At 74.0% G+C, this 20,402-nt stretch carries 15 protein-coding genes; 13 read left to right on the top strand and 2 right to left on the bottom strand.

The window, feature by feature from the left end; translation table 11 throughout:
- Positions 1–12 precede the first annotated feature (12 nt).
- The 6 genes from ACGF1Z_RS04360 (at position 13) to ACGF1Z_RS04335 (ending at position 8,507) form a co-directional block, all read left to right on the top strand.
- Positions 13–1,308 (top strand): ABC transporter substrate-binding protein, encoded by a 1,296-nt coding sequence (locus ACGF1Z_RS04360; RefSeq protein ID WP_392999729.1) that lies wholly within the window; start codon positions 13–15, stop codon positions 1,306–1,308.
- 44 nt (positions 1,309–1,352) lie between these two features.
- Positions 1,353–2,225, top strand: coding sequence for a carbohydrate ABC transporter permease (locus tag ACGF1Z_RS04355; RefSeq protein WP_392999727.1), 873 nt, complete (start codon positions 1,353–1,355; stop codon positions 2,223–2,225).
- Positions 2,226–2,229: 4 nt separating this feature from the next.
- A complete protein-coding gene (locus tag ACGF1Z_RS04350; RefSeq protein ID WP_392999725.1) occupies positions 2,230–3,072 on the top strand; it encodes a carbohydrate ABC transporter permease in 843 nt (280 codons plus the stop codon).
- Positions 3,073–3,118: 46 nt separating this feature from the next.
- On the top strand, positions 3,119–4,438 hold the full coding sequence (locus ACGF1Z_RS04345) for a glycosyl hydrolase (RefSeq protein WP_392999723.1): 1,320 nt from the start codon (positions 3,119–3,121) through the stop codon (positions 4,436–4,438).
- 33 nt (positions 4,439–4,471) lie between these two features.
- Positions 4,472–7,516 carry an alpha-mannosidase gene (locus ACGF1Z_RS04340; RefSeq protein ID WP_392999721.1) on the top strand — a complete coding sequence of 1,015 codons (3,045 nt, stop codon included), beginning with the start codon at positions 4,472–4,474 and terminating at the stop codon, positions 7,514–7,516.
- A 196-nt stretch (positions 7,517–7,712) separates the two neighbouring features.
- Positions 7,713–8,507 carry a maleylpyruvate isomerase family mycothiol-dependent enzyme gene (locus ACGF1Z_RS04335; protein WP_392999719.1) on the top strand — a complete coding sequence of 265 codons (795 nt, stop codon included), beginning with the start codon at positions 7,713–7,715 and terminating at the stop codon, positions 8,505–8,507.
- Here the strand turns inward: ACGF1Z_RS04335 and ACGF1Z_RS04330 are convergent.
- Positions 8,504–9,439, bottom strand: a complete 936-nt coding sequence (locus ACGF1Z_RS04330) for a ketopantoate reductase family protein (RefSeq protein WP_392999717.1) — start codon at positions 9,437–9,439, stop codon at positions 8,504–8,506. The genes ACGF1Z_RS04335 and ACGF1Z_RS04330 overlap by 4 nt on opposite strands.
- Before the next feature lie 76 nt (positions 9,440–9,515).
- On the bottom strand, positions 9,516–9,989 hold the full coding sequence (locus ACGF1Z_RS04325) for a winged helix-turn-helix transcriptional regulator (RefSeq protein ID WP_392999715.1): 474 nt from the start codon (positions 9,987–9,989) through the stop codon (positions 9,516–9,518).
- A 115-nt stretch (positions 9,990–10,104) separates the two neighbouring features.
- On the opposite strand from ACGF1Z_RS04325, the gene ACGF1Z_RS04320 reads away from it, so the two are divergent.
- The 7 genes from ACGF1Z_RS04320 (at position 10,105) to ACGF1Z_RS04290 (ending at position 20,335) form a co-directional block, all read left to right on the top strand.
- Positions 10,105–11,316, top strand: a complete 1,212-nt coding sequence (locus ACGF1Z_RS04320) for an ROK family protein (RefSeq protein WP_392999713.1) — start codon at positions 10,105–10,107, stop codon at positions 11,314–11,316.
- A gap of 293 nt (positions 11,317–11,609) precedes the next feature.
- Positions 11,610–12,107 (top strand): hypothetical protein, encoded by a 498-nt coding sequence (locus ACGF1Z_RS04315; protein WP_392999711.1) that lies wholly within the window; start codon positions 11,610–11,612, stop codon positions 12,105–12,107.
- A gap of 128 nt (positions 12,108–12,235) precedes the next feature.
- Complete coding sequence (locus ACGF1Z_RS04310; RefSeq protein WP_392999709.1) at positions 12,236–13,213, top strand: hypothetical protein; 978 nt, start codon at positions 12,236–12,238, stop codon at positions 13,211–13,213.
- Positions 13,214–13,436: 223 nt separating this feature from the next.
- Positions 13,437–15,299, top strand: a complete 1,863-nt coding sequence (locus ACGF1Z_RS04305) for an HSP90 family protein (RefSeq protein ID WP_392999707.1) — start codon at positions 13,437–13,439, stop codon at positions 15,297–15,299.
- 2 nt (positions 15,300–15,301) lie between these two features.
- Positions 15,302–18,307 (top strand): hypothetical protein, encoded by a 3,006-nt coding sequence (locus tag ACGF1Z_RS04300; protein ID WP_392999705.1) that lies wholly within the window; start codon positions 15,302–15,304, stop codon positions 18,305–18,307.
- 124 nt (positions 18,308–18,431) lie between these two features.
- Complete coding sequence (locus ACGF1Z_RS04295) at positions 18,432–19,868, top strand: WGR domain-containing protein (RefSeq protein WP_392999703.1); 1,437 nt, start codon at positions 18,432–18,434, stop codon at positions 19,866–19,868.
- Entirely contained in the window at positions 19,865–20,335 is a 471-nt protein-coding gene (locus tag ACGF1Z_RS04290) for a hypothetical protein (RefSeq protein WP_392999701.1), read from the top strand. The genes ACGF1Z_RS04295 and ACGF1Z_RS04290 overlap by 4 nt, the downstream gene beginning before the upstream one ends.
- Positions 20,336–20,402: the final 67 nt, after the last annotated feature.

Genomic DNA, 20,402 nt, shown 5'->3' with positions numbered 1-20,402 from the left:
GGAGACACCCTCATGCGACACATGCGAAGCGGCCTGTGGGCCCGGTGGACCGCCGCCGCCGTGGCGGCCCTGACCCTCGCGGGCTGCGGCCTCGGCGGCGCCGAGGACTCCGGCCCGCCCGGCCCCGCCGCCACCGGCGGCCAGGTCACGGGCAAGGTCTCGCTCCAGACCTGGGCCCTCAAACCGAAGTTCACCGCCTACATGGAGGGAGTGATCGCCGGCTTCGAGAAGAAGTACCCCGGCACTCAGGTCGAGTGGCTCGACCAGCCGGGCGAGGGCTACTCCGAGAAGGTCCTCAGCCAGTCCGCCGGCGGCACCCTTCCCGACGTCGTGAACCTGCCGCCGGACTTCGCCCTGCCGCTCGTCAGGCAGAACCTGCTGCTCGACATCGGCGCCTCCGACCCCGCCGCCTCGCGCGACTACGTCAAGGGCGGCCTCGACGCGTACCGCTTCCCCGGCCGGCAGGGCACCTTCGGCTACCCGTGGTACCTCAACACCGACGTCAACTACTGGAACGGCGAGCTCCTCACCGCCTACGGCCTGGACCCCAGGAAGCCCCCGGCCTCGCTCGACCAGCTCGTCGCCGCCGCCCGCACCGTCAAGGCCAGGTCCGGCGGCAGGACCTACCTGATGAGCCGCAAGCCCAACCTGATGGACCTGGCCAACGCCGGCGTGCCGATCATGTCCCCGGACGGCAGGACCTTCACCTTCAACACCCCCGAGGCGGCCGCCGTCCTCGACACCTACCGCGCGGCCTTCAAGGAGGGCCTGCTGCCGAAGGACGTGCTCACCGAGACCTACGCCGGCAACACCAAGCTCTTCAGCTCCGGCACCGCCGCGTGGACCACCGCCGGCGCCAACTACATCACCAGCCTGGCCGTCGACAACCCGACGCTCGCCCCCAAGGTGGTCCCCTCCGCGCCCATGGGCACCCCGCCGCTCTACGTCCAGGGCCTGTCCGTCCCGAAGACCACCAGGAACCCGGCCGCGGCCCTCGCCCTCGCGCGCTGGGTGACGAACGCCGAGAACCAGGCCGCCTTCGCCCATGAGACGAGCATCTTCCCCTCCACCACGGCCTCCGGCACCGACCCGTTCTTCAGCAGGAGCGACGGCAGCAATGCCGGCGACGCCAAGGTCCTCGCCTTCCGCTCGCTGTCCTCCGCCCGCGTCCTCGAACCCGTCCAGGCGAACGACGCGATCAAGACCCTGGTCAACCAGCAGATCGCCCTCGCCGTCAGCGGCCGGACCGGCTCCAAGGAGGCCCTCGACACGGCGGCCGCCCGCGCCAACCGGCTCCTCGAGGACTGACCGGCCGGCTCCCCGGCACCGACCGGACCCACGGAAGGCTTCCCATGACCCACCGGCGCTGGTTCACGCCCTGGCTGCTCGCCGGTCCCGCCCTGCTCTGGCTCGCCGTCTTCAACCTGTGGCCCGCGGTCAACACGGTGGTCCTGTCCTTCACCAACGCCAAGCCGCTCGGCGGAGGACATTTCACCGGCCTGGCCAACTACCGCCGGGCTCTCGACGACGACCAGCTCACGGACGCCCTCGTCAACAGCGTCCTCTACCTCCTCGTCTGCCTGCCCCTGCTCACCGTGCTGCCGCTGCTGCTCGCGCTCCTCGTGGAGAAGCGGCTCCCCGGCATCACCTTCTTCCGCACCGCCTTCTACACCCCGGTCGTCGCCTCGGCGGTCGTCGTCGGCATCATCTGGGGCTGGCTCCTCGACGAACGGGGCCTGCTCAACGGCATGCTCCAGCAGCTCGGCCCCGTCGACCACCCGGTCTCCTTCCTCACCGACCGCTGGCTGCTGCTGCTCAGCGCCATGGCCCTCACGGTGTGGAAGGGGCTCGGCTACTACATGGTCATCTACCTGTCCGCGCTCGGGAACGTCGGACGCGAACTCCACGAGGCCGCCGCCGTCGACGGGGCCTCCCGGCTCCGCCGCTTCTGGCACGTCACCCTGCCCGGCGTCCGCCCCGCCATGCTCCTCGTCTCCGTGCTCGTCTCGGTGTCCGCGCTGCGGATCTTCTCCGAGCTCTACGTGCTCTCCCACGGCACCGGCGGCCCCGGCGGGCGCGACATGTCCGTGGTCATGCTCATCCAGATGTACAGCCGCGGCTTCACCGGGCACATCGGCTACGCCTCCGCCCTCAGCGTGCTGCTCTTCGTCCTCACCGTCGGCCCGATGACCGTCCTGGCCCGGCTCAACCGGAAGGCGGCATGACGGCATGAACGCACCCCGCCGCACCCCGCCCGTCGCCGAGAAGGCGGTCCGCTACCTCCTTCTCGTCCTCGTCCTGCTCCTCACCATCGGGCCCTTCCTCTGGCAGCTGTCCACCTCCCTCAAGGGACCCGGCGAGGACGTCTGGTCCCGCACCCCGGCCTTCCTGCCCGAGGACCCCACCCTCGACAACTACGCCCGGGTCGCCGACACCGTCCCGGTGTGGACCTACGCCGCCAACTCGCTGACCGTGGCGGGCATCGCCGTACTCGGCAACGTCGTCGGCACCACCCTCTCCGGCTTCGCGCTCGCCCGGCTGCGCTTCCGCGGGGCGCGCCTCGCGCTCGGGCTCTTCGTGGCCACCCTGGTGCTGCCCGGCGAGGTCACGATCGTCTCCCAGTACGTGACCGTCCGCAGCCTCGGACTCACCGACACCCTCGTCGGCGTGGCCCTCCCCGGGGCCATCGCCATGCTCAACGTGCTCCTCATGTACACCGCCTTCCGGGCCGTGCCGCCGGAACTCGACGCCGCCGCGCTCGTCGACGGCGCCAACGTCCGGCAACGGCTCGTGCACGTGGCCCTGCCCAACGTGCGGGGCATGCTGAGCGTCGTCGTCATCTTCACCTTCATCGCCGCCTGGGACGACTTCCTGTGGCCGCTCATCGTGCTCAACGACCCCCAGAAGTACACGCTCACGGTCGGACTCCAGTACCTCGACGGCACCTTCTCCGCCAATCCCCGGCTCATCGCCGCCGGCACCATGATCGCCTTCCTGCCGATCGTCGCCGTGTTCGCGGTACTCCAGCGCTTCTTCTTCAAGGGCGTCGAGGAGGGCGCGATCAAGGGATGACCGCCGCCCCCGGCCCCCGCCGACTCACGAAGGAACCGGCACCCGCATGACGAACCGTCAGCCCAGGCCCGCCGGGCCGCCCCCCGGCCCGCGCGCGGAGCGGTCCGCCGCTCCCCGCTTCGGCGTCAACTACACACCCAGCCACGGCTGGTTCCACCACTGGCTCGACTTCGACCTCGACTCCGTCCGCGCCGACCTCGACTCCGTCGCCGCGCTCGGCCTCGACCACGTCCGCGTCTTCCCGCTGTGGCCGCTCTTCCAGCCGAACCGCACCCTGATCCGCCCCCGCGCCCTCGACCAGCTCGGTGAACTCGTCGACGCGGCCGCCGAACACGGCCTCGACGTGGCCGTCGACGGCCTCCAAGGGCACCTGTCCAGCTTCGACTTCCTGCCCTCCTGGACCCGGACCTGGCACCGCCGCAACCTCTTCACCGACCCCGACGTCCTCGACGGCCAGAGCGCCTACCTGCACGCCCTCGCCGCCGCCCTCGCCGACCGGCCGAACTTCCTCGGCATGACCCTCGGCAACGAGATCAACCAGTTCTCCGGCGACCCCCACCCCGACCCCGACCGGGCCACCCCCGCCCAGGCCGAGTCCTGGCTCCGCCGGATGCTCGCCGCCTGCGAGACCGGCGCCCCCGGGCGGCTCCACCTGCACGCCGCCTACGACGCCGCCTGGTACCTCGACGACCACCCCTTCACCCCCGCCCACGCGGCCCGACTCGGCGCCGCCACCGCCGTCCACTCCTGGGTCTTCAACGGCACCGCGCAGCGCTACGGCCCCGAGTCCGTGGCCGTCGGACAGCACGCCGCGTATCTCGTCGAGCTCTCCAAGGCCTGGGCGGACGACCCCCGGCGCCCCGTCTGGCTCCAGGAGGTCGGCGCGCCCGCCCCCCACATCGCCCCCGAGCGGGCGGCCGAATTCACCCGTACGACCATCGCCGCCGCGCTCGACTGCCCCGATCTGTGGGGTATCACGTGGTGGTGCTCCCACGACGTCGACCGGTCGCTCGCCGACTTCCCCGAACTGGAATACGGCCTGGGCCTGTTGACCACGGACCGCCGGGTCAAGCCGGCCGGCCGGGCCCTCGCCGGAGCCGTCGCCGAGGCCCGGGCCGCCCGCTCCGCCCCGGCCGCCCGCAGCACGGCGCTCGTCGTCGACCTCGCGGACGACGCGGCCGAGCGCTCCGCGTGCGGCCCCGGCGGGCCGTACTTCGACGCGTTCATGCGGCTCACCGCGGACGGGGTCCGCCCGGCGGTGGTCCTCGCGGCCCGCGCCGACGACCCCGCGCATCTCGCCGCCCGTGGCATCACCGAGCTCGTCGCCCTCGACGGCCCCGCAGCCGCACCGCCCGGCCGACCCTGACCTCCGTGCCACCCGCCCCTGGGAGAGTTCCGCATGCATGACGACCGCAGCCTCGTCGAGTCCCGGCTCAAGCGGGTCCTCGACGAACGCATCCGACCGGCCATCCATCCGCAGTCCGTCCCGCTCGACGTGGGGATGTGGGTGGCCCCCGGCGAACCCGTACCGGTCGCCGAGGGCATCGCCGCGCCCCGCACCCCCGTCCGCGTCGGCGACGCCTGGGGCGCACCCTGGGGGACGAGCTGGCTCACCGTCTCCGGCACCGTGCCCGAGGAGTGGGCGGGCCGCACCGTCGAGGCGCTGATCGACCTGGGCTTCGACGCCAACATGCCCGGCTTCCAGTGCGAGGGCCTCGTCTACCGCCCCGACGGCAGCCCGGTGAAGGGCCTCCACCCGCGCAACCAGTGGGTGCGGATCGCCGCACCCGCCGCAGGCGGCGAGGAGGTGCTGCTGCACGTCGAGGCCGCGTCCAACCCGGTGATCCTCGACTACCACCCCTTCCTGCCCACCGAACTCGGCGAGAAGGAGACCGCCGGCGAGCGCCCTGGGTACCGGCTCGCCCGCATGGACCTGGCCGTCTTCGACGAGACCGTGTGGGAGCTCGTCGCCGACCTGGAGGTGCTCGGCGAACTCATGGCCGAGCTGCCCGTCGAGGGCGCCCGCCGCTGGGACCTCCTGCGCGCCGTCGAACGGGCCCTGGACGCCCTCGACCTGCAGGACGTGAACGGCACCGCCGCCGCGGCTCGCGCCGAACTGGCCGGCGTCCTCGCCACGCCCGCCGAGCCCTCCGCCCACCGCATCAGCGCCGTCGGCCACGCCCACATCGACTCGGCCTGGCTGTGGCCGCTGCGCGAGACCGTGCGGAAGGTGGCACGGACCACCGCCAACATGACCGCGCTCCTGGAGGACCAGCCGGACTTCGTCTACACCATGTCCCAGGCCCAGCAGTACGCCTGGATCAAGCAGCACCGGCCCGAGGTGTACGCCCGCGTGAAGAAGGCGGTCGCCGAGGGGCGCTTCGTCCCGGCCGGCGGCATGTGGGTCGAGTCCGACACCAACATGCCCTCCTCGGAGGCGATGGCCCGTCAGTTCGTGCACGGCAAGCGCTTCTTCCTCGACGAGTTCGGCATCGAGAACCACGAGGCCTGGCTGCCCGACACCTTCGGCTTCGCCGGCGGACTTCCGCAGATCATCAAGGAGGCCGGATCGAAGTGGCTCCTCACCCAGAAGATCTCCTGGAGCCAGGTCAACTCCTTCCCGCACCACACCTTCTGGTGGGAGGGCATCGACGGCACCCGGATCTTCACCCACTTCCCGCCGATCGACACCTACAACTGCTCCATGCAGGGCAGGGAGATCGCCCACGCCGTACGCAACTTCAAGGACAAGGGACGCGCCTCGCACTCCATCGCGCCCACCGGCTGGGGCGACGGGGGCGGCGGCACCACCCGCGAGATGATCGCCAAGGCGGCGCGACTGCGCGACCTGGAGGGCTCCGCCCGGGTGCGCTGGGAACGGCCCGCCGACTTCTTCGCCAAGGCCCAGGCGGAGTACCCTGAACCCCCGGTGTGGGTCGGCGAGTTGTACCTGGAGCTGCATCGCGCGACCCTCACCAGCCAGGCCCGCACCAAGCAGGGCAACCGGGCCGGCGAGAACCTGCTGTACGAGGCCGAGCTCTGGTCCGCCACCGCCGCCGTGCGCACCGGACTCCCGTACCCGTACGCGGACCTGGACCGCCTCTGGAAGACGGTGCTGCTGCACCAGTTCCACGACATCCTGCCCGGCTCGTCCATCGCCTGGGTGCACCGCGAGGCCGAACGCACCCACGCCGCCGTCGCCGGAGAGCTCACCGCCATCGTCGACCGCGCCCAGCGGGCGCTCGCGGGCCCAGGGGACGCCGAGGTCCTGTTCAACAGCGCTCCGCACGCCCGGTCCGGTGTCCCCGCGGGCGGCGCCCGCCGCGCCGCCGCACTGCCCGCCGCCCCCGGACGCTGCACCGCCGAGCCCCGGGACGCGGGCGGCTTCGTCCTCGACAACGGGCTGCTGCGGGTCGCCGTGGACGGACGCGGACTCGTCGTCTCGGTCGCCGACCTCGACACCGGACGCGAGACGGTCGCCCCCGGCGCTGCCGCCAACCTCCTCCAGCTCCACCCCGACTTCCCCAACATGTGGGACGCCTGGGACGTCGACCGCTTCTACCGCAACACCGTCACCGACCTCACCGACGTCGACGCGCTGACCCTCGCCCACACCTCGCCCGAGACGGTGTCGGTCCGCGTCAGCCGCTCCTTCGGGGCGTCGACGGCCGTCCAGACGCTGACCCTCACCGCCGGCGCCAAGCGCCTCGACCTCGACACCGAGATCGACTGGCACGAGACGGAGAAGTTCCTCAAGCTCGCCTTCCCCCTCGACCTGCACACCGACCGCTACGCCGCCGAGACCCAGTTCGGGCACCTCCACCGGCCCACGCACACCAACACCAGCTGGGAGGCGGCCAAGTTCGAGGCCTGCAACCACCGGTTCGTCCACTTCGAGGAGCCCGGCTGGGGCGTCTCCCTCGTCACCGCCTCGACGTACGGCCACGACGTCACCCGCACCGTACGGCCGGAGGACCACGGCACCACGACCACCGTCCGCGCCTCCCTGCTGCGCGCGCCCCGCTTCCCCGATCCGCACACCGACCGGGGCGTCCACCGCTTCCGGCACGCCCTCGTGCCCGGCGCGAGCGTGGGCGACGCGGTCCGCGAGGGCTACGGCATCAACCTGCCCGAGCGGCGCGTGCCCGGCGGCGTCGACGTCGCACCCCTGGTGAGCGTCGCGGACCAGGCCGTCGTCCTGAGCGCGGTCAAGCTCGCCGACGACGGGAGCGGCGACGTCGTCGTCCGCCTCTACGAGTCGCGCGGCGGCCGCGCGCGCACCCGCCTCACCGCCGGATTCGCGCTCGCCGGCGCCCGGCTCTGCGACCTCCTGGAAAGGCCGCGGGAAGGGGACGACGGGGGAGAGCTGCCGGTGGAGCGGGACGGGGTGGCGATCGCGCTGCGCCCCTTCCAGCTCCTGACGCTGCGGCTCGCCCGCGCCTGACCCCGGGTGTCCTGGGTGGCGGCTCCGGGGCGCCGGCACGGTCCGGGGCGGGCGTCCGCCGGGGCCCCGGTCCACGGCCCGGGCAGGTGCCCCGGGGCCGCCGCGCCGGGCGCCCCGGGGTCGCCCCTGGTCACGGGGCGGGGGCAGCCCCTACTCTTGCGCCCTGATCCATCGGGGCGGGCGAGCTGGGGGAGACATGGGCGTGCTGCCGGAAGGGCTCGGCGAGGCGATACGCGACACCGCCCGGGACATCGCCGAGGTCGTCCGGGCCGCGCCCGGCACCGAAGGCCCCGTACCGCGCTCGACGTGGACGTTCGGCGAGGCCGCGGCCCATCTCGGGCAGGCCAACGAGCTGATGGCCGACCTGGCCGCCGGCCGGCCCCGCCCGTACGGGGACGGCACCCCCGAGAGCCTCGCGGCCGCCAACGAGGAGGCCCTGGCGGCCTTTCCCGAGCGGGCCGCCAGGCCGCTCGCCGACCTGATCCACGACCGGGCCCTGGCCTTCCTCGACGCTGTCGAGGAGCGCGCGCCGGAAGAGGTCGTGCAGACCCCCATGGGCCCGCTCGGCCCGGCCGCGCTCGGCGCGTACCTGCTCACCCACATGCTCGGGCACGGCTACGACCTGGCCCGGGCGCTCGGCCGCCCGCACATGCTGGACCGCGGCCGGGTCGAGCTGACCCTGCCGTTCATGGTCGCGGCGATGCCCCGGGTGGCGGCTCCGGCCGCCCTCGCCGGACTCGACGCCCGGTTCCGCGTCCGTCTGTGGGGCGGCGCCCAGTTCGGCGCGACCGTCGCCGACGGCAAGGTCACGACGGTCGAGGGCCCGGTCGACCGCGCCGACTGCACCATCCTGACCGAGCCCGTCGCCTTCCTGCTCATGGCGCTCGGGCGCATCGACCCGGTGCCGGTGATGGCCACCGGCCGGGCACTCGCCTGGGGCCGCAAGCCCTGGCTCGGGCCCCGTTTTCCGCGGCTCTTCGTCGCTCCCTAGGAGGCGTGCCCGACCCGCGCCTGGTGGATCCGCAGGTGCAGGGTCGCCAGGTCGAGCAGGGGCGTCGGCACGCCCAGCGCGCGGCCCCGCTGCGTCAGGTCGCCGAAGAGGTGCTCGACCTCGGTGGGCCGGCCGGACACGAGGTCGCGATAGAGCGAGGGCACCATGGGGGAGCCGGCGGCCGTCACCACGTCCAGGCTCATCCGGCGCTCCGCCTCGGGCACCGGATGGCCGGCGGCCGCCGCCACGGCGGAGGCCTCGTCGAGCAGACCGGTGGCCAGCTCGGTACCGCCCGGCTGCGCGTTGACGTCGCCGACCGTGCCGCGCATCAGACTGGTCAGCGCGCCGAACGTGGTGATGAAGACCCACTTGTGCCACATGGCGGTCAGCACGTTCTCCGGCACCTGCGCGTCGATGCCCGCGTCCACGAGCACCTTCCGGATCGCCTCGACCCGCGGCGAGACGGTGCCGTCCGGCTCGCCCAGGGTGAGGTGGGCGAGCGGCGCGAGCCGCCGGATGTCGCCCTCCGCGTCGAGCGTCGTGACCACCTTCGCGACCCCGCCGAGCACCCGGCCGGCCCCGAACCGGGCGGCGAGCGCGTCGAGATGGGCGAAGCCGTTGAGCTGCGGCACGATCGCCGTGTCCGGCCCGACGGCCGGGGCGAGGTCCTCCATCGCCGCCGCGAGGGCGGTCGCCTTCACCGAGAGCAGCACCAGGTCGTACGGGAGCGGCGCGGCGGCCAGCTCCGCCGCGGTGAGCAGCACGGGCTCGACCCGCCATTCCTCGTCCCTGCCGACGACCCGCAGGCCGCGCCGGCGCAGCGCCTCGGCGCGGGCGGGACGGACGAGGAAGGTGACGTCCTGTCCGGCGCGGGCGAGCATGGCACCGAAGTAGCCACCGGTGGCACCGGCGCCGACGACCAGGATCCTCATCGTTCTACGACCTCTCTGGGGGCTGAGTGGGGAAGCAGCGGGGTGAGCAGCCGGTGCGGCCCGGCCGGCGCGGCCGTCACGGGATCGGCGCCGGGGCGGGCGGGCGCGGCCCCGGGCCGGGGACGACGACCAGATCGGCCACGGGGACGTGGCCGCCGCAGGCCGTGCAGCGCCCGTCCTCGTCGACCGGAGCCCCGTCGGCGGCATGCACGTAGACACGGCGCGCCCCGCCCTCCGCCGGGTGGAACCGCTCGCCCCACGCGCTGAGCGCGCGGACGGCCGGCCAGAGCGCGATCCCCTTGGCGGTGAGCCCGTACACCTCGCGCCGGCCGGCGCCGGGGCGGCGTTCGAGCACTCCGGCACCGGTGAGCGTGGCGAGCCGGTCGGTGAGCACGGCACGCGGGACCGACAGGTGCGCGGCGAACTCGCCGAAGCGGCGTACCCCCTGGAACGCGTCCCGCACGATCAGCAGCGTCCAGCGCTCGCCGACGATCTCCATCGACCGGGACAGGGCGCAGCTCTGCCCGCCGTAGTCGCGCGGAAGTGTCATGGACAGACCCTATCTCCAAGAGTTCGGTGACCGAACCGCCGCCTGGCGGTCCCCGCCCTCCGCATCCGTCCTCACCGGGGCCGTTCGGTCCCCCTGGGGTTAGGCTCGGCGCACGATGAACACCCGCATGGACGCCCCGGAGCCCAAGGCCGACAAGGCAGGCGTACGCCGGCACAACCTGAGCCTCGTGCTGCGCACCGTGCACGAGTCCGGCGAGACGACCCGCGCCGCGGTCGCGGCCCGCGTCGGGCTCACCCGCGCCGCCGTCTCCTCGCTGGTCGAAGAGCTCCTGGAGCGCGGCCTCCTCGTCGAGTCCGGCAAGACTTTCAGCGGCTCCGCCGGACGGCCCGGCACCGTCCTGAAGCCCGCGACCACCGGCCCCGCCGGCCTCGGCGTCGAGCTCAACGTCGACTACGTCGGCGTCTGCGTCGCCGACCTCACCGGAGCGGACCGGGTGCGCCGCACCGTACCCGTCGAGAACCGCGCCCTCGCCCCCGTCGAGGTGCTGCGCCGGGCGGCCGCCATCGCCGCCGACGTCCTGGCGGAGGCCGCCGACCGGGGCCTGCGGCCCACCGGCGTACGGCTCGCGCTACCCGGACTGGTCGCCGGCGGTACCGTGCAGCAGGCCCCCAACCTCGGCTGGAACCGGGTCGACGCGGACGCCCTGTTCGCCCGCGCCCTGCACGCCGTCCGGCCGTCCGGCGCCCCGGCCCTGCCCGTCGCCTCGGACAACGAGGCCAACGTCGCCGCCCTCGCCGAGCTGTGGTTCGGCGACCTGGGCGGCATCCGCAGCTTCGTGCACGTCACCGGCGAGATCGGGGTGGGCGGCGCGATCGTCCTCGACGGCGAACTCCTGCGCGGCGCCCATGGTTTCGCCGGCGAGATCGGGCACCTCACCGTCACCCCGGACGGCCCCCGCTGCCGCTGCGGCTCCCACGGCTGCCTGGAACGCTACGCCGGCCAGTCCGCGCTGCTGCGCGCCGCGGGCGTGCGCGACGTCGACGCCCTCGAACGACGGGCGCGGGAAGGGGAGTCGCGGACCCTCGCCGCACTCGACGAGGCCGGCCGGATGCTCGGCGTCGCCGTCTCCGGCGCCGTGAACCTGCTCGACCCCCAGGCCGTGGTCCTCGGGGGCATCTACCCGCGCCTCATGCGCTGGCTCGCCCCCGCCGCCGAGGCCGAACTGGGCCTCCGCGTCGTCTCCGGCCTGTGGACCCCGGCCAGGGGCCGGCTGCGCGCCGCCTCCACCACCGCCGACGCCGCCCGCGGTGCGGCGGCCCTCGTCCTGCGCGACATCCTGGCCGACCCCCAGGCGTACGGCGGCTGAGCCTTCGGCGGAGTGGGACGGCGGAGCACCGGACGGCCCCCGGGGGCCCCGTAGGCCGCACGGCGCGCGACCACCCCGCCGGCGTACGGCGCCCGGATCCCCCACCGGCGCCGGGCGTGCGACCACGCGCGCGGCGCGCCGGACCCAGGTCGGCGCACGGCCCCGGAGCCCCCCGTCGCCGCACGACCGCGACCGGGCTGCCTGTGCCCCGGGCCTGAAGCCCCGTCCTCGGTTCCCCTACAGTCTGTTCGCGGGCGGGAGCCGTGAGCGGCGTGAGGACACAGGGGTGGGGCATGACGGTGCAGGACGTCGACTGGAAGCTGACCGACGACATGGGCGGGGCGCTGTCGGCCCGCTGGTACCGGTGGGCGCGGTCGGCGCCTCGCTGGCTCGACCCGATCCGCGACCGTGAGGGGAAGCACGGGGGTCGGCGCCAGCCGCGGGACGTGTGGTTCCTGGCAGGCAACTTCGGTGGCAGGGTCGTCCGTCACTGCACGGTGCCGGCCGGAACGCCGGTCTTCTTCCCCGTCATCAACCAGTGGTGGACGCTGCCGGGCGGGTGGAGCCGGGTCCCGGAGGTTCTGACGGCCACCGCCCACCTCGACGGCGTACCCCTGGAGGTGACGGAGTACGTGTCTCCGGCGTTCCACCACCGGCTGTGGTTCCACCGCTGCTGGGGCATGTGGTCCGCGATCGCCCCGCTGTCGCCCGGCTCGTACCTCGTCGACTTCAGGGCCGAGACCACCGACGGCTTCTGGCTGGACGTCGTGTATCACCTGACCGTCGAATAGGCCGGAGTTCCCGGCCCCCCGTCGGACGTTTACCGGCGTGCGATTGTCGGATGCGCGTGATAGTCACTACTCCACCGGGCGGGGGCGACCGACGACCTGCCCGTTCGTACACAGCAAGGGGTGGGGACATGGCGTTGCTCCGGGACTGGGGGCTCACGCTGGGGACATGGGTCGGACGGCCCGTGCCGAAGGTGCAGCAGGACTCCGGCGATCCCGACGTCCGGCGGGTGCGGGAGGCGGCGGCGGCCGCCGACTGGCCGGCGGTGAAGGCCGTGCTGGAGGCACGCGCGGAGAGCGAGGACCGGACCGAGCTCCTGTGGGCGGTCGGCGACACCTCCGGAGTGGAGGAGTGGATCACGCCGGTCCTGGAGGCCGAGCCGGAAGCCCCTCTGCCCCGTCTCGTGGCCGGCATCCGGCACATCTGCTGGGGCTGGGAGGCGCGGACCGGCGCCCGCGCGCAGGACGTGTCCCGTGAGCAGTTCGAGGTGTTCCACGCGCGGCTCCGCGCGGCCGAGACGTGGTTGTACGAGGTCGCCGAGCAGCAGCCCGGCTGGACCTCGCCGTGGTACGGACTGCAGATCACCGGCCGCGGACTCCAGATCGACGCGGGCACCGCGCGACGTCGGTTCGCGGCGACCGTGCGTCGCGACCCGTACCACCTGGGAGCGCACCAGCAGCAGTTGCAGCAGGTGTGCGAGAAGTGGAGCGGCTCGCACGAGGAGATGCACGCCTTCGCACACGAGTCGGCGTTCGGCGCGCCGGCCGGCACCGCGCTCGGCCAGCTCGTCGCGGTGGCTCACGTCGAACACTGGCTGGCCCTCGACCGGGGACCGGACACCCGCTACATGCGGCGGCCGGAGGTCGCCCGTTCCCTGCAGCAGGCCGCCGACCACTCCTACCGGCACCCCGACTTCGAGCGCCGGGGCAACTGGCTCCAGGTCTACAACACCTTCGCCATGGCCTTCTCCCTGGTCGGGGACGTCGCCTCCGCGCGCGAGTGCTTCCGGGCCACGCAGGGGCGGGTCACCGAGTTCCCCTGGTACTACGTCGACGCCGCCGAGCCGGCCAAGGCCTACAAACAGTTCCGCTCGGTCACCGGCCGCTGAGCGCCCTCCGACGTCGGTTCCCCGAGGACGGTTCCCCGAAGGCAGCTCCAGGAAGGCAGCGGGCCGATCGGCGGACGCCGGACGCCCGTCCGTCCCGGGCATCCACCCTCCGGCCCGGCCCCGTACGCCCCGTAGGGGCCCGCGCCACCCCTCCCGAATCCACCCCGCCCGCGTCCCGTGACACTCCGGTGCGCGCGGGCGCGCCACCGAAAGACTGCGCCAGGTGTCCCATTCCGAGACCGCACACACCTTCCAGGTCGACCTCCGCGGCCTGGTCGACCTGCTCTCCCACCACCTCTACTCCAGCCCCCGCGTCTACCTGCGCGAACTGCTGCAGAACGCCGTCGACGCCATCACCGCCCGCCAGGCCCTGGCGCCCGGGGCGCCCGGCACCATCACGGTGCGCACCGGTGACACCCTCACCGTCACGGACACCGGCATCGGCCTGACCGAGGCCGACGTCCACCGTTTCCTCGCCACGATCGGACGCAGCTCCAAGCGCACCGCCGAGGGCGCGCTCGACGGCGCCGGCCTCGACGCCGCTCGCGGGGAGTTCATCGGCCAGTTCGGCATCGGCCTGCTCGCCTGCTTCGTCGTCGCCGACGAGATCACCGTCCTCAGCCGCTCCGCCGCCGACCCTGCCGCGCCCGCCGTGGAGTGGCGGGGCCACTCCGACGGGCGCTACACGATCCGCACCCTCCCCGCGTCGACCGTGCCCGAGCCAGGCACGACCGTGCGCCTCGTCCCCCGGGCGGACAACGCCGAGTGGACCGCCCACGACCAGGTCGTCGAACTGGCCCGGCACTACGGCGGTCTGCTGCGGCACGAGGTCACCGTCGTCGGTCCGCGGGGCGACGGGCACCGCGTCAACGAGACCGCTCCGTGGGAGCGGACCCATCGCTCTCCGCTGGCCCGTCGCGAGGCGTTCACGGCCTACTGCCGTGAGCTGTTCGACTTCACGCCCCTCGACAGCATCGAACTGGACCTTCCGGCCGCCGGACTGCGCGGGGTCGCGTACGTGCTCCCCACCGCCGTCAGCCCCGCCCAGCGCGCGGGGCACCGGGTGCACCTCAAGGGCATGCTGCTCACCGACCAGGCGCGGGAACTGCTGCCGGACTGGGCGTTCTTCGTGCGCTGCGTGGTCGACACCACCAGCCTCCGCCCGACCGCCTCACGGGAGTCGCTGTACGAGGACGGCACGCTGTCCGCCGTACGCGACGCCCTCGGCGAGCGGATCCGCGACTGGGTCACCGGGCTCGCCGCCAGCGACCCGGCCCTGCTGCACCGCTTCATCGACACCCACCACCTCGCGGTCAAGGCACTCGCCCGGTACGACGACGAGCTGCTGCGGATCGTCCTGCCCTGGCTGCCCTTCGAGACCACCGACGGCAACGTCACCCTGGAGGAGTTCGCCCGGACCCACGCGACCGTGCTGGTGACCCGGAGCGTCGAGGAGTTCCGGCAGGTCGCCCCGATCGCCGCGGCCGCCGGGCTCGGCGTCGTCAACGGCGGCTACACCTATGACCGCGACCTCGTGCACCGGCTGCCCGAGATCCGGCCCGGCACGGCCGTCACGGACCTCGACCCGGCCACGGTCACCGCCCACCTGGACGCCGTGGACCCGAGGGCCGAGCTGCGCGCGGCCGGCTTCCTCGCCGTCGCGAGGGAGACGATCGGAGTCCACGACTGCGACGTCGTCCTGCGCGACTTCCAGCCCGTCACCGCGCCGGCCCTTCTCCTCGACAACCGCGACGCGCGCCACGAACGCACCCGGTCGAGCCTCGCCGCCGACAGCGACGGCCTGTGGGCGGACATCCTCGGCTCCCTGCGCCACGACGCCCCACGCGCCCAGCTGGTCCTCAACCACCTGAACCCGCTGGTCCGTCAGGCCACCACGATCACCGAACGCGGCCTCGCCGTCACCACCGCCGAGGCCCTCTACGGCCAGGCCCTGCTCCTGAGCCGCCGCCCGCTGCGCGCGAGCGAGAGCGCCCTGCTCAACCGCGCCTTCATCGGCCTGCTCACCCACGCGATGCACCACCCCGGCGCCGACGCCCCCGGCTCCGAGCCCCGGAAGGAACTGTAGAGATGCCGGACACCCCCGAGGCCGTCCTCGAAGCACTCCGAGAGAACCACGAGCGTCCGCACGGACTGCCGCGCACCGTCACCGCCGAGGAGCTCGTCGAGGCCGCCGAAGCCGTCGACAAGCCGGACGTCCTCGCCACCGCTCTCCTCGAACTGATGACGGCGTACGAGTTCACCGGCGAGCACCGCAAGTCGCCCGTCGCCTTCGCCCGCATCCTCAAACTGTGGGACACCGACCCCGGTGCCTTCGGCGAGTGGGGCGCCCACCAGGTCTTCTGGCGCTTCAAGTGGGTCACCACCTCCCTGCTCCAGGTCCCCGAGGTGCCCCTCGCGGCCGTGCACGGCTGGATCGACCAGATGCGCGACCGCTACGAGGCGGCCGGCCACTCCCCGCAGCCCGTCGCCGCCATGCGCTACCACGTCGCGCACCAGACCGGGACGGGCCTCGCCGACGCCTACGACCTGTGGGCCACCAGGCCCCGCAGCGAGCTGAGCGACTGCGAGGCCTGCGAGACCCGGCACCTCGCCTGGCACCAGGTGACGACCGGAGACGACGCGGGGGCCCTCGACACCTGGCAGCCGGTGCTGGACGGAAGGCAGGGCTGCGGCGAAGAGCCGCAGGCGAGCCAGGCCCGCGCGCTGCTTCCGCTGCTCCGCACCGGTCGCACGGACGAGGCGCGCTCCCATCACCTCACCGGCTACCGGCGGGTCCGCGGCAACACCGGCATGCAGCACGAGGTCGGACTCCACCTCGAGTTCTGCGCGCTCTCCCGGAACGAGGGCCGCGGCCTGGAGATCCTCGCCGAGAACCGCCCGCTCTTCGAGGCCACCGGCGCCCCCCTCGACCACCTCGGCTTTCTCACCGGTGCCGAAGTGCTCCTCGCCCGCCTCGCCGACGACGGCCACGCCGACACGACCGTCGCGGGGCCGGCCGGCCGCACCTGGTCGGTGGGCGAACTCCTCGCCCACGTCCGGGCGGAGGCCGATCCGCTCGCCGCGGCCTTCGACGCCCGCAACGGCACCGGGGCCGTCGGCGACCTGCGCCGGGCGCGCCTCGACCGGACCCCGGTGCTCGCCGAACCGCTGCCGCTCGGCCTGCGGACGCCCGCCGCCCGGGGGACGGCCGCCCTTCCCGTCAGCACGCCGTCCGCCGCCGTGGCCGAGGCCCCGGAGGACTTCGTGGCGCTGGTGCTGGAGGCGCGCCGGTTGAACCACCAGGGGCATCCGAGCGCGCACCGGCTGTGGGACCGCGTCGCGGAGCGCCTCGCCGACGGCACCGGTGCGCACGAGGACGGCCTCGGCCCGCGGGACCTGCTGTCCGCGGAGCTCGCCGAGCACCGCGTGACGCGCCTCGGCCGCGAGGAGCGGAACGAGGAGGGAGCCGCCGAACTCCGCCGGGCCTCGGAGCTCTTCGACGGGCTGGACATGCCATGGCACGCCCTCTCGGCCCGCACCCGGGCCCTCGCGTGGACGACGGACGTCGACACGGAGGCGGACAAGGACGCGGATGGTGACGGGAAGGGGGACGGCGACGGCGCCCAGGACGCCGAGGCGATGCGAGCCGCCGTGGACGCGTGCGCACACGCGGCCCGACTGCTGCTCGCCGAAAGGCCGTTCACCGGGGACTCGGCTTCGGAGGGCGAGGTCGCGGTCGCCTCCGACGTGGGCCGAGAGCGCCGTCTCGAGTACCTCGTGGTACTCAACGCCTGCGTCTACGCCGCACACCAAGAGCTCCTGGGACAGCTCCCGGAACCCTCCGACACCGCCCTGGAGCGGTTCGAGGAGCGCACCCGCACGCTGCGCACCGAGGCCGAGCGGCTCTCGGTGCCGCACCAGGTGGCCGCCGCCCGCCAGTACGCCGGGGACGTGGCGCTGCGCCGGGGCGACGTCGCGGGCGCCGAGGCCGAGCTGCGCGCGGTCCTCGACATCCTGGACGCCTCGGACCGTCCCTGGCGCGGCTCGCGTTCCCGCGGTCTGCTCGCGCAGATCCTGCTGGCCGCGGAGCAGCCGGCCGAGGCCGTCGAACTGCTCCACCAGGCGATCGCCGACGCGGTGCGTCACGACGACGTGGACTTCCCGCTGACGCCGTCCTACGCGCTGCTGGGCCACGCGGCCTCGCACCTCGGCGACACGGCGGGCGCCGTGCGGTACCTCTCGGAGGCGGCGGCACGCTTCGACCAGGAGGAGGACCCCGAGGAGGCCACCCGGACGCGGCTGCAGCTCGCTGACGTCCTGGCCCGCGGCGGGCAGCAGGCGGACGCCGTCGCCGTCCTGGAGTCGGTCCTGGGCGACGAGGCGACGAGTTCGCTCGAGCACCGCCCGCTCGCCCAGGCACGTCTGACGCTGGCGCGCGGACTGCGCGACCTGGAGGAGTACCTGCCGGCCGCCGAGGAGTTCCTGCGCCTCGCCGACACGGTCGCCGGCTGGGAGGACGCCGGTCCCGTGCAGACCCTGGTGGCGGCGGAGGCCGCGGTCACGCTGGCGATGGCCGACCGCTGGGAGGCGGCCGACTCGGCGTACGAGCGGGCCGTCGCCTGCCATGCCGAGGCCCCCAACGCGCCGGTGGTCGTCGACATGATGCGCGAGTTCGCCCGGCTCACCGTGCAGGCCGGGCACGCGGAGGGAACGGAGGCGGCGCTGGCCCATCTCGCCCGGGCCGACGCCGTTCTCGGCGCCGTCGCGGAGGGTTCCGAGGATTTCGCCCGCTGGTACGAGGAGGGGTCCGTCCACTACCGCCGCGCGCTGGTCCTCGCCGACGCCGAGCGCTTCACCGAGGCGCTCGCCGAGGCCGAGGCCGCGATCGCCGCTCACCGGAGCGGCGGCGAGGACGGGGAGGTCCCGCGCGCCGAGGCCGTCCGCATCGCCGCACTGATCGAGGCCAACGGCCTCGGCCGCCGCGACGACGCGGTCACGCGCCTGACGGCGGCCATCGCGCGCTGCCGCACCGCTGATCTCCCCGAAGCGGCGCGCATCCTCGAAGGCCTGCGCCGGGAGTTCCTGGCACGGTAGCCACCCGCGTGTCCCGTGCCGTCCACGACGGCACGGGACGGCGGACGCGCACCCCGGGTGTGCGAGCTGCGCGCGGCGCGTCCGGCCGGCCGCGTTGTCAGTGGCACCCCCTACCGTTCAGGACATGACGACGAAGACCTATCTGGAGCTGTCGCAGGACGGCGGCGGCGCGCACAAGTTCTACGAAGTGACGGTCGACGGCACCGTGGTGTCGGTCCGTTACGGACGGATCGGTGCGGCGGGCCAGACGCAGACCTCGACCTTCGCGACGCCCGACAAGGCGCGGGCCGCGGCGGCGAAGAAGATAGGGGAGAAGGTCCGCAAGGGCTATGCGCCGGCCGTCCAGGGGCAGCGCGCGCCGCGCTCGGTGACCCGGCGCGCCGTCGTGTCCGCGCCCTCCACGGCCCGCGCGGTGGCCCCCGTGCTGTGGCGCTTCCGCACCGGGTCCGCCGCCTTCGGCATCCACGTGGACGACGAGCGCTGCTGGGTCGGCAACCAGGCCGGAGAGGTCTTCACGCTGAGCCACACCGGTGAGGTCCTGGCCCGCTTCGGTCTGCCCGACGGCGTCAAGTGCCTGGTCGCCGACGACTTCTGGATCTATGCGGGCTGCGACGACGGCCGGGTCTACGACCTGTCGTCCAAGCTGCCCTTCGCCGCCTACGACATCGCCGCCGACGTCGACATCTTCTGGCTCGACATCCACGAGGGCGTGCTGAACGTCGCCGACCGCTCCGGCCGCCTCACCGTCATCGACCACGAGGACGAGCACCAGTGGGCCCGCGGCGGCCGCGGCGAGCACGCGTGGATGGTCCGCGCCGACGGGACCGCCGTCTACTACGGCGACAGCCAGGGCGTCACCGCCTACGCACCCGACGGCGGCGGCGAGCTCTGGCACACCCGCACCGAGGGCGGGGTGCTCTTCGGCTGGCAGGAGGACACCGCCGTCTACGCCGGCACCGGCCGCCGCAAGGTGCACCGACTGGCCAAGAAGGACGGTCGGACCGAGGCCGTGTACGCCTGTGACAGCGTGGTCTACTCGTGCGCGACCTCGCCCGGCGGCCGGTTCGTCTTCGCGGGCGACGGCGCCTCGTCCGTCTACTGTTTCGCGGAGGACGGCACGCGCCTGTGGAAGCTGGGCACCGGCGGCGGTTCGGCGCTCTCCATGCAGTACCACGACGAGCGGCTCTATCTGGTGACCACGGACGGCTCGCTGCTGTGCGTGGACGCGAGCGATGCGGCCGTCGCGGCCGCGCAGCAGGGCGACGTCCCGGTCGCCCACGACGTCAAGCTCGCCGCCGCGCTGCCCACGTATGCACCGGCCACCACCGTCGCGGCCGTCGACGCGGTCAGCGTCGCTCCGGCGGGGTCGATCGTCGTGGAGTGCGTCCAGGAGGGCGCCCGCACCCGCGTCCACGTCCTGACCGAGGGCTACGAGACCCGGTGGAACGTGCAGTTCCCGCGGTCCATCCGCGAGCCCGGCGCCCGGTACGTGGTCGATGCGCTGCACGCGGCGTCCGGCGGCTTCTACCGCGTCCGCGGCGACATCCGGCGGCTGCTGTGAGCGCGGGCTTCGCGGCGGCCACCGGGGACGGGCCGCCGCTGCCCGAGGACGACGCGGAACAGCGCTCCCGGGAGGTGCGGGCCGCGTTCGAAGGGCTCCTGCAGATCCGCCGCGTGACCAACCGGCCGGGCGGCGGGGACCCCGCCGCCCGCCCCGCGGAATGGGAGCTCCGGCAGCCGGTGCGCGCGGTGGCCCTGGCCCTGGAGGCCGCGAAACGGCCCCCGTCGGCGCTGGACGACTCAGGCGCGCGCGTCGCCACCGGCTACCGCGTCGCGCCCGGGGAACGCCTCGGCACGGTCGTCGTGGAATGGCTCGGGCCCCCGGGCTCGGGCGCCGCCCAAGAGGGGGAGGCGGCTCTCACCGCCTGCGCCTCCGCCCTCGCGCCGCTCGGCTGGGACGCCCTTCTCTACCGGGGCCCCCGCCGCCACCGCTATCTGGAGGTGGAGCCGGCGGCTCCCGCGGTGTGACCGTCGACTCCGAGGCGCATCCCGCAGGCCCCGCGATCCGGCCGGTGCGCCGAGGCCGGGCTCGGAC

The organism is Streptomyces sp. NPDC048018, from assembly GCF_043202995.1.
GTDB lineage: Bacteria > Actinomycetota > Actinomycetes > Streptomycetales > Streptomycetaceae > Streptomyces.
This window is presented reverse-complemented; position numbering and strand designations above follow the sequence as displayed.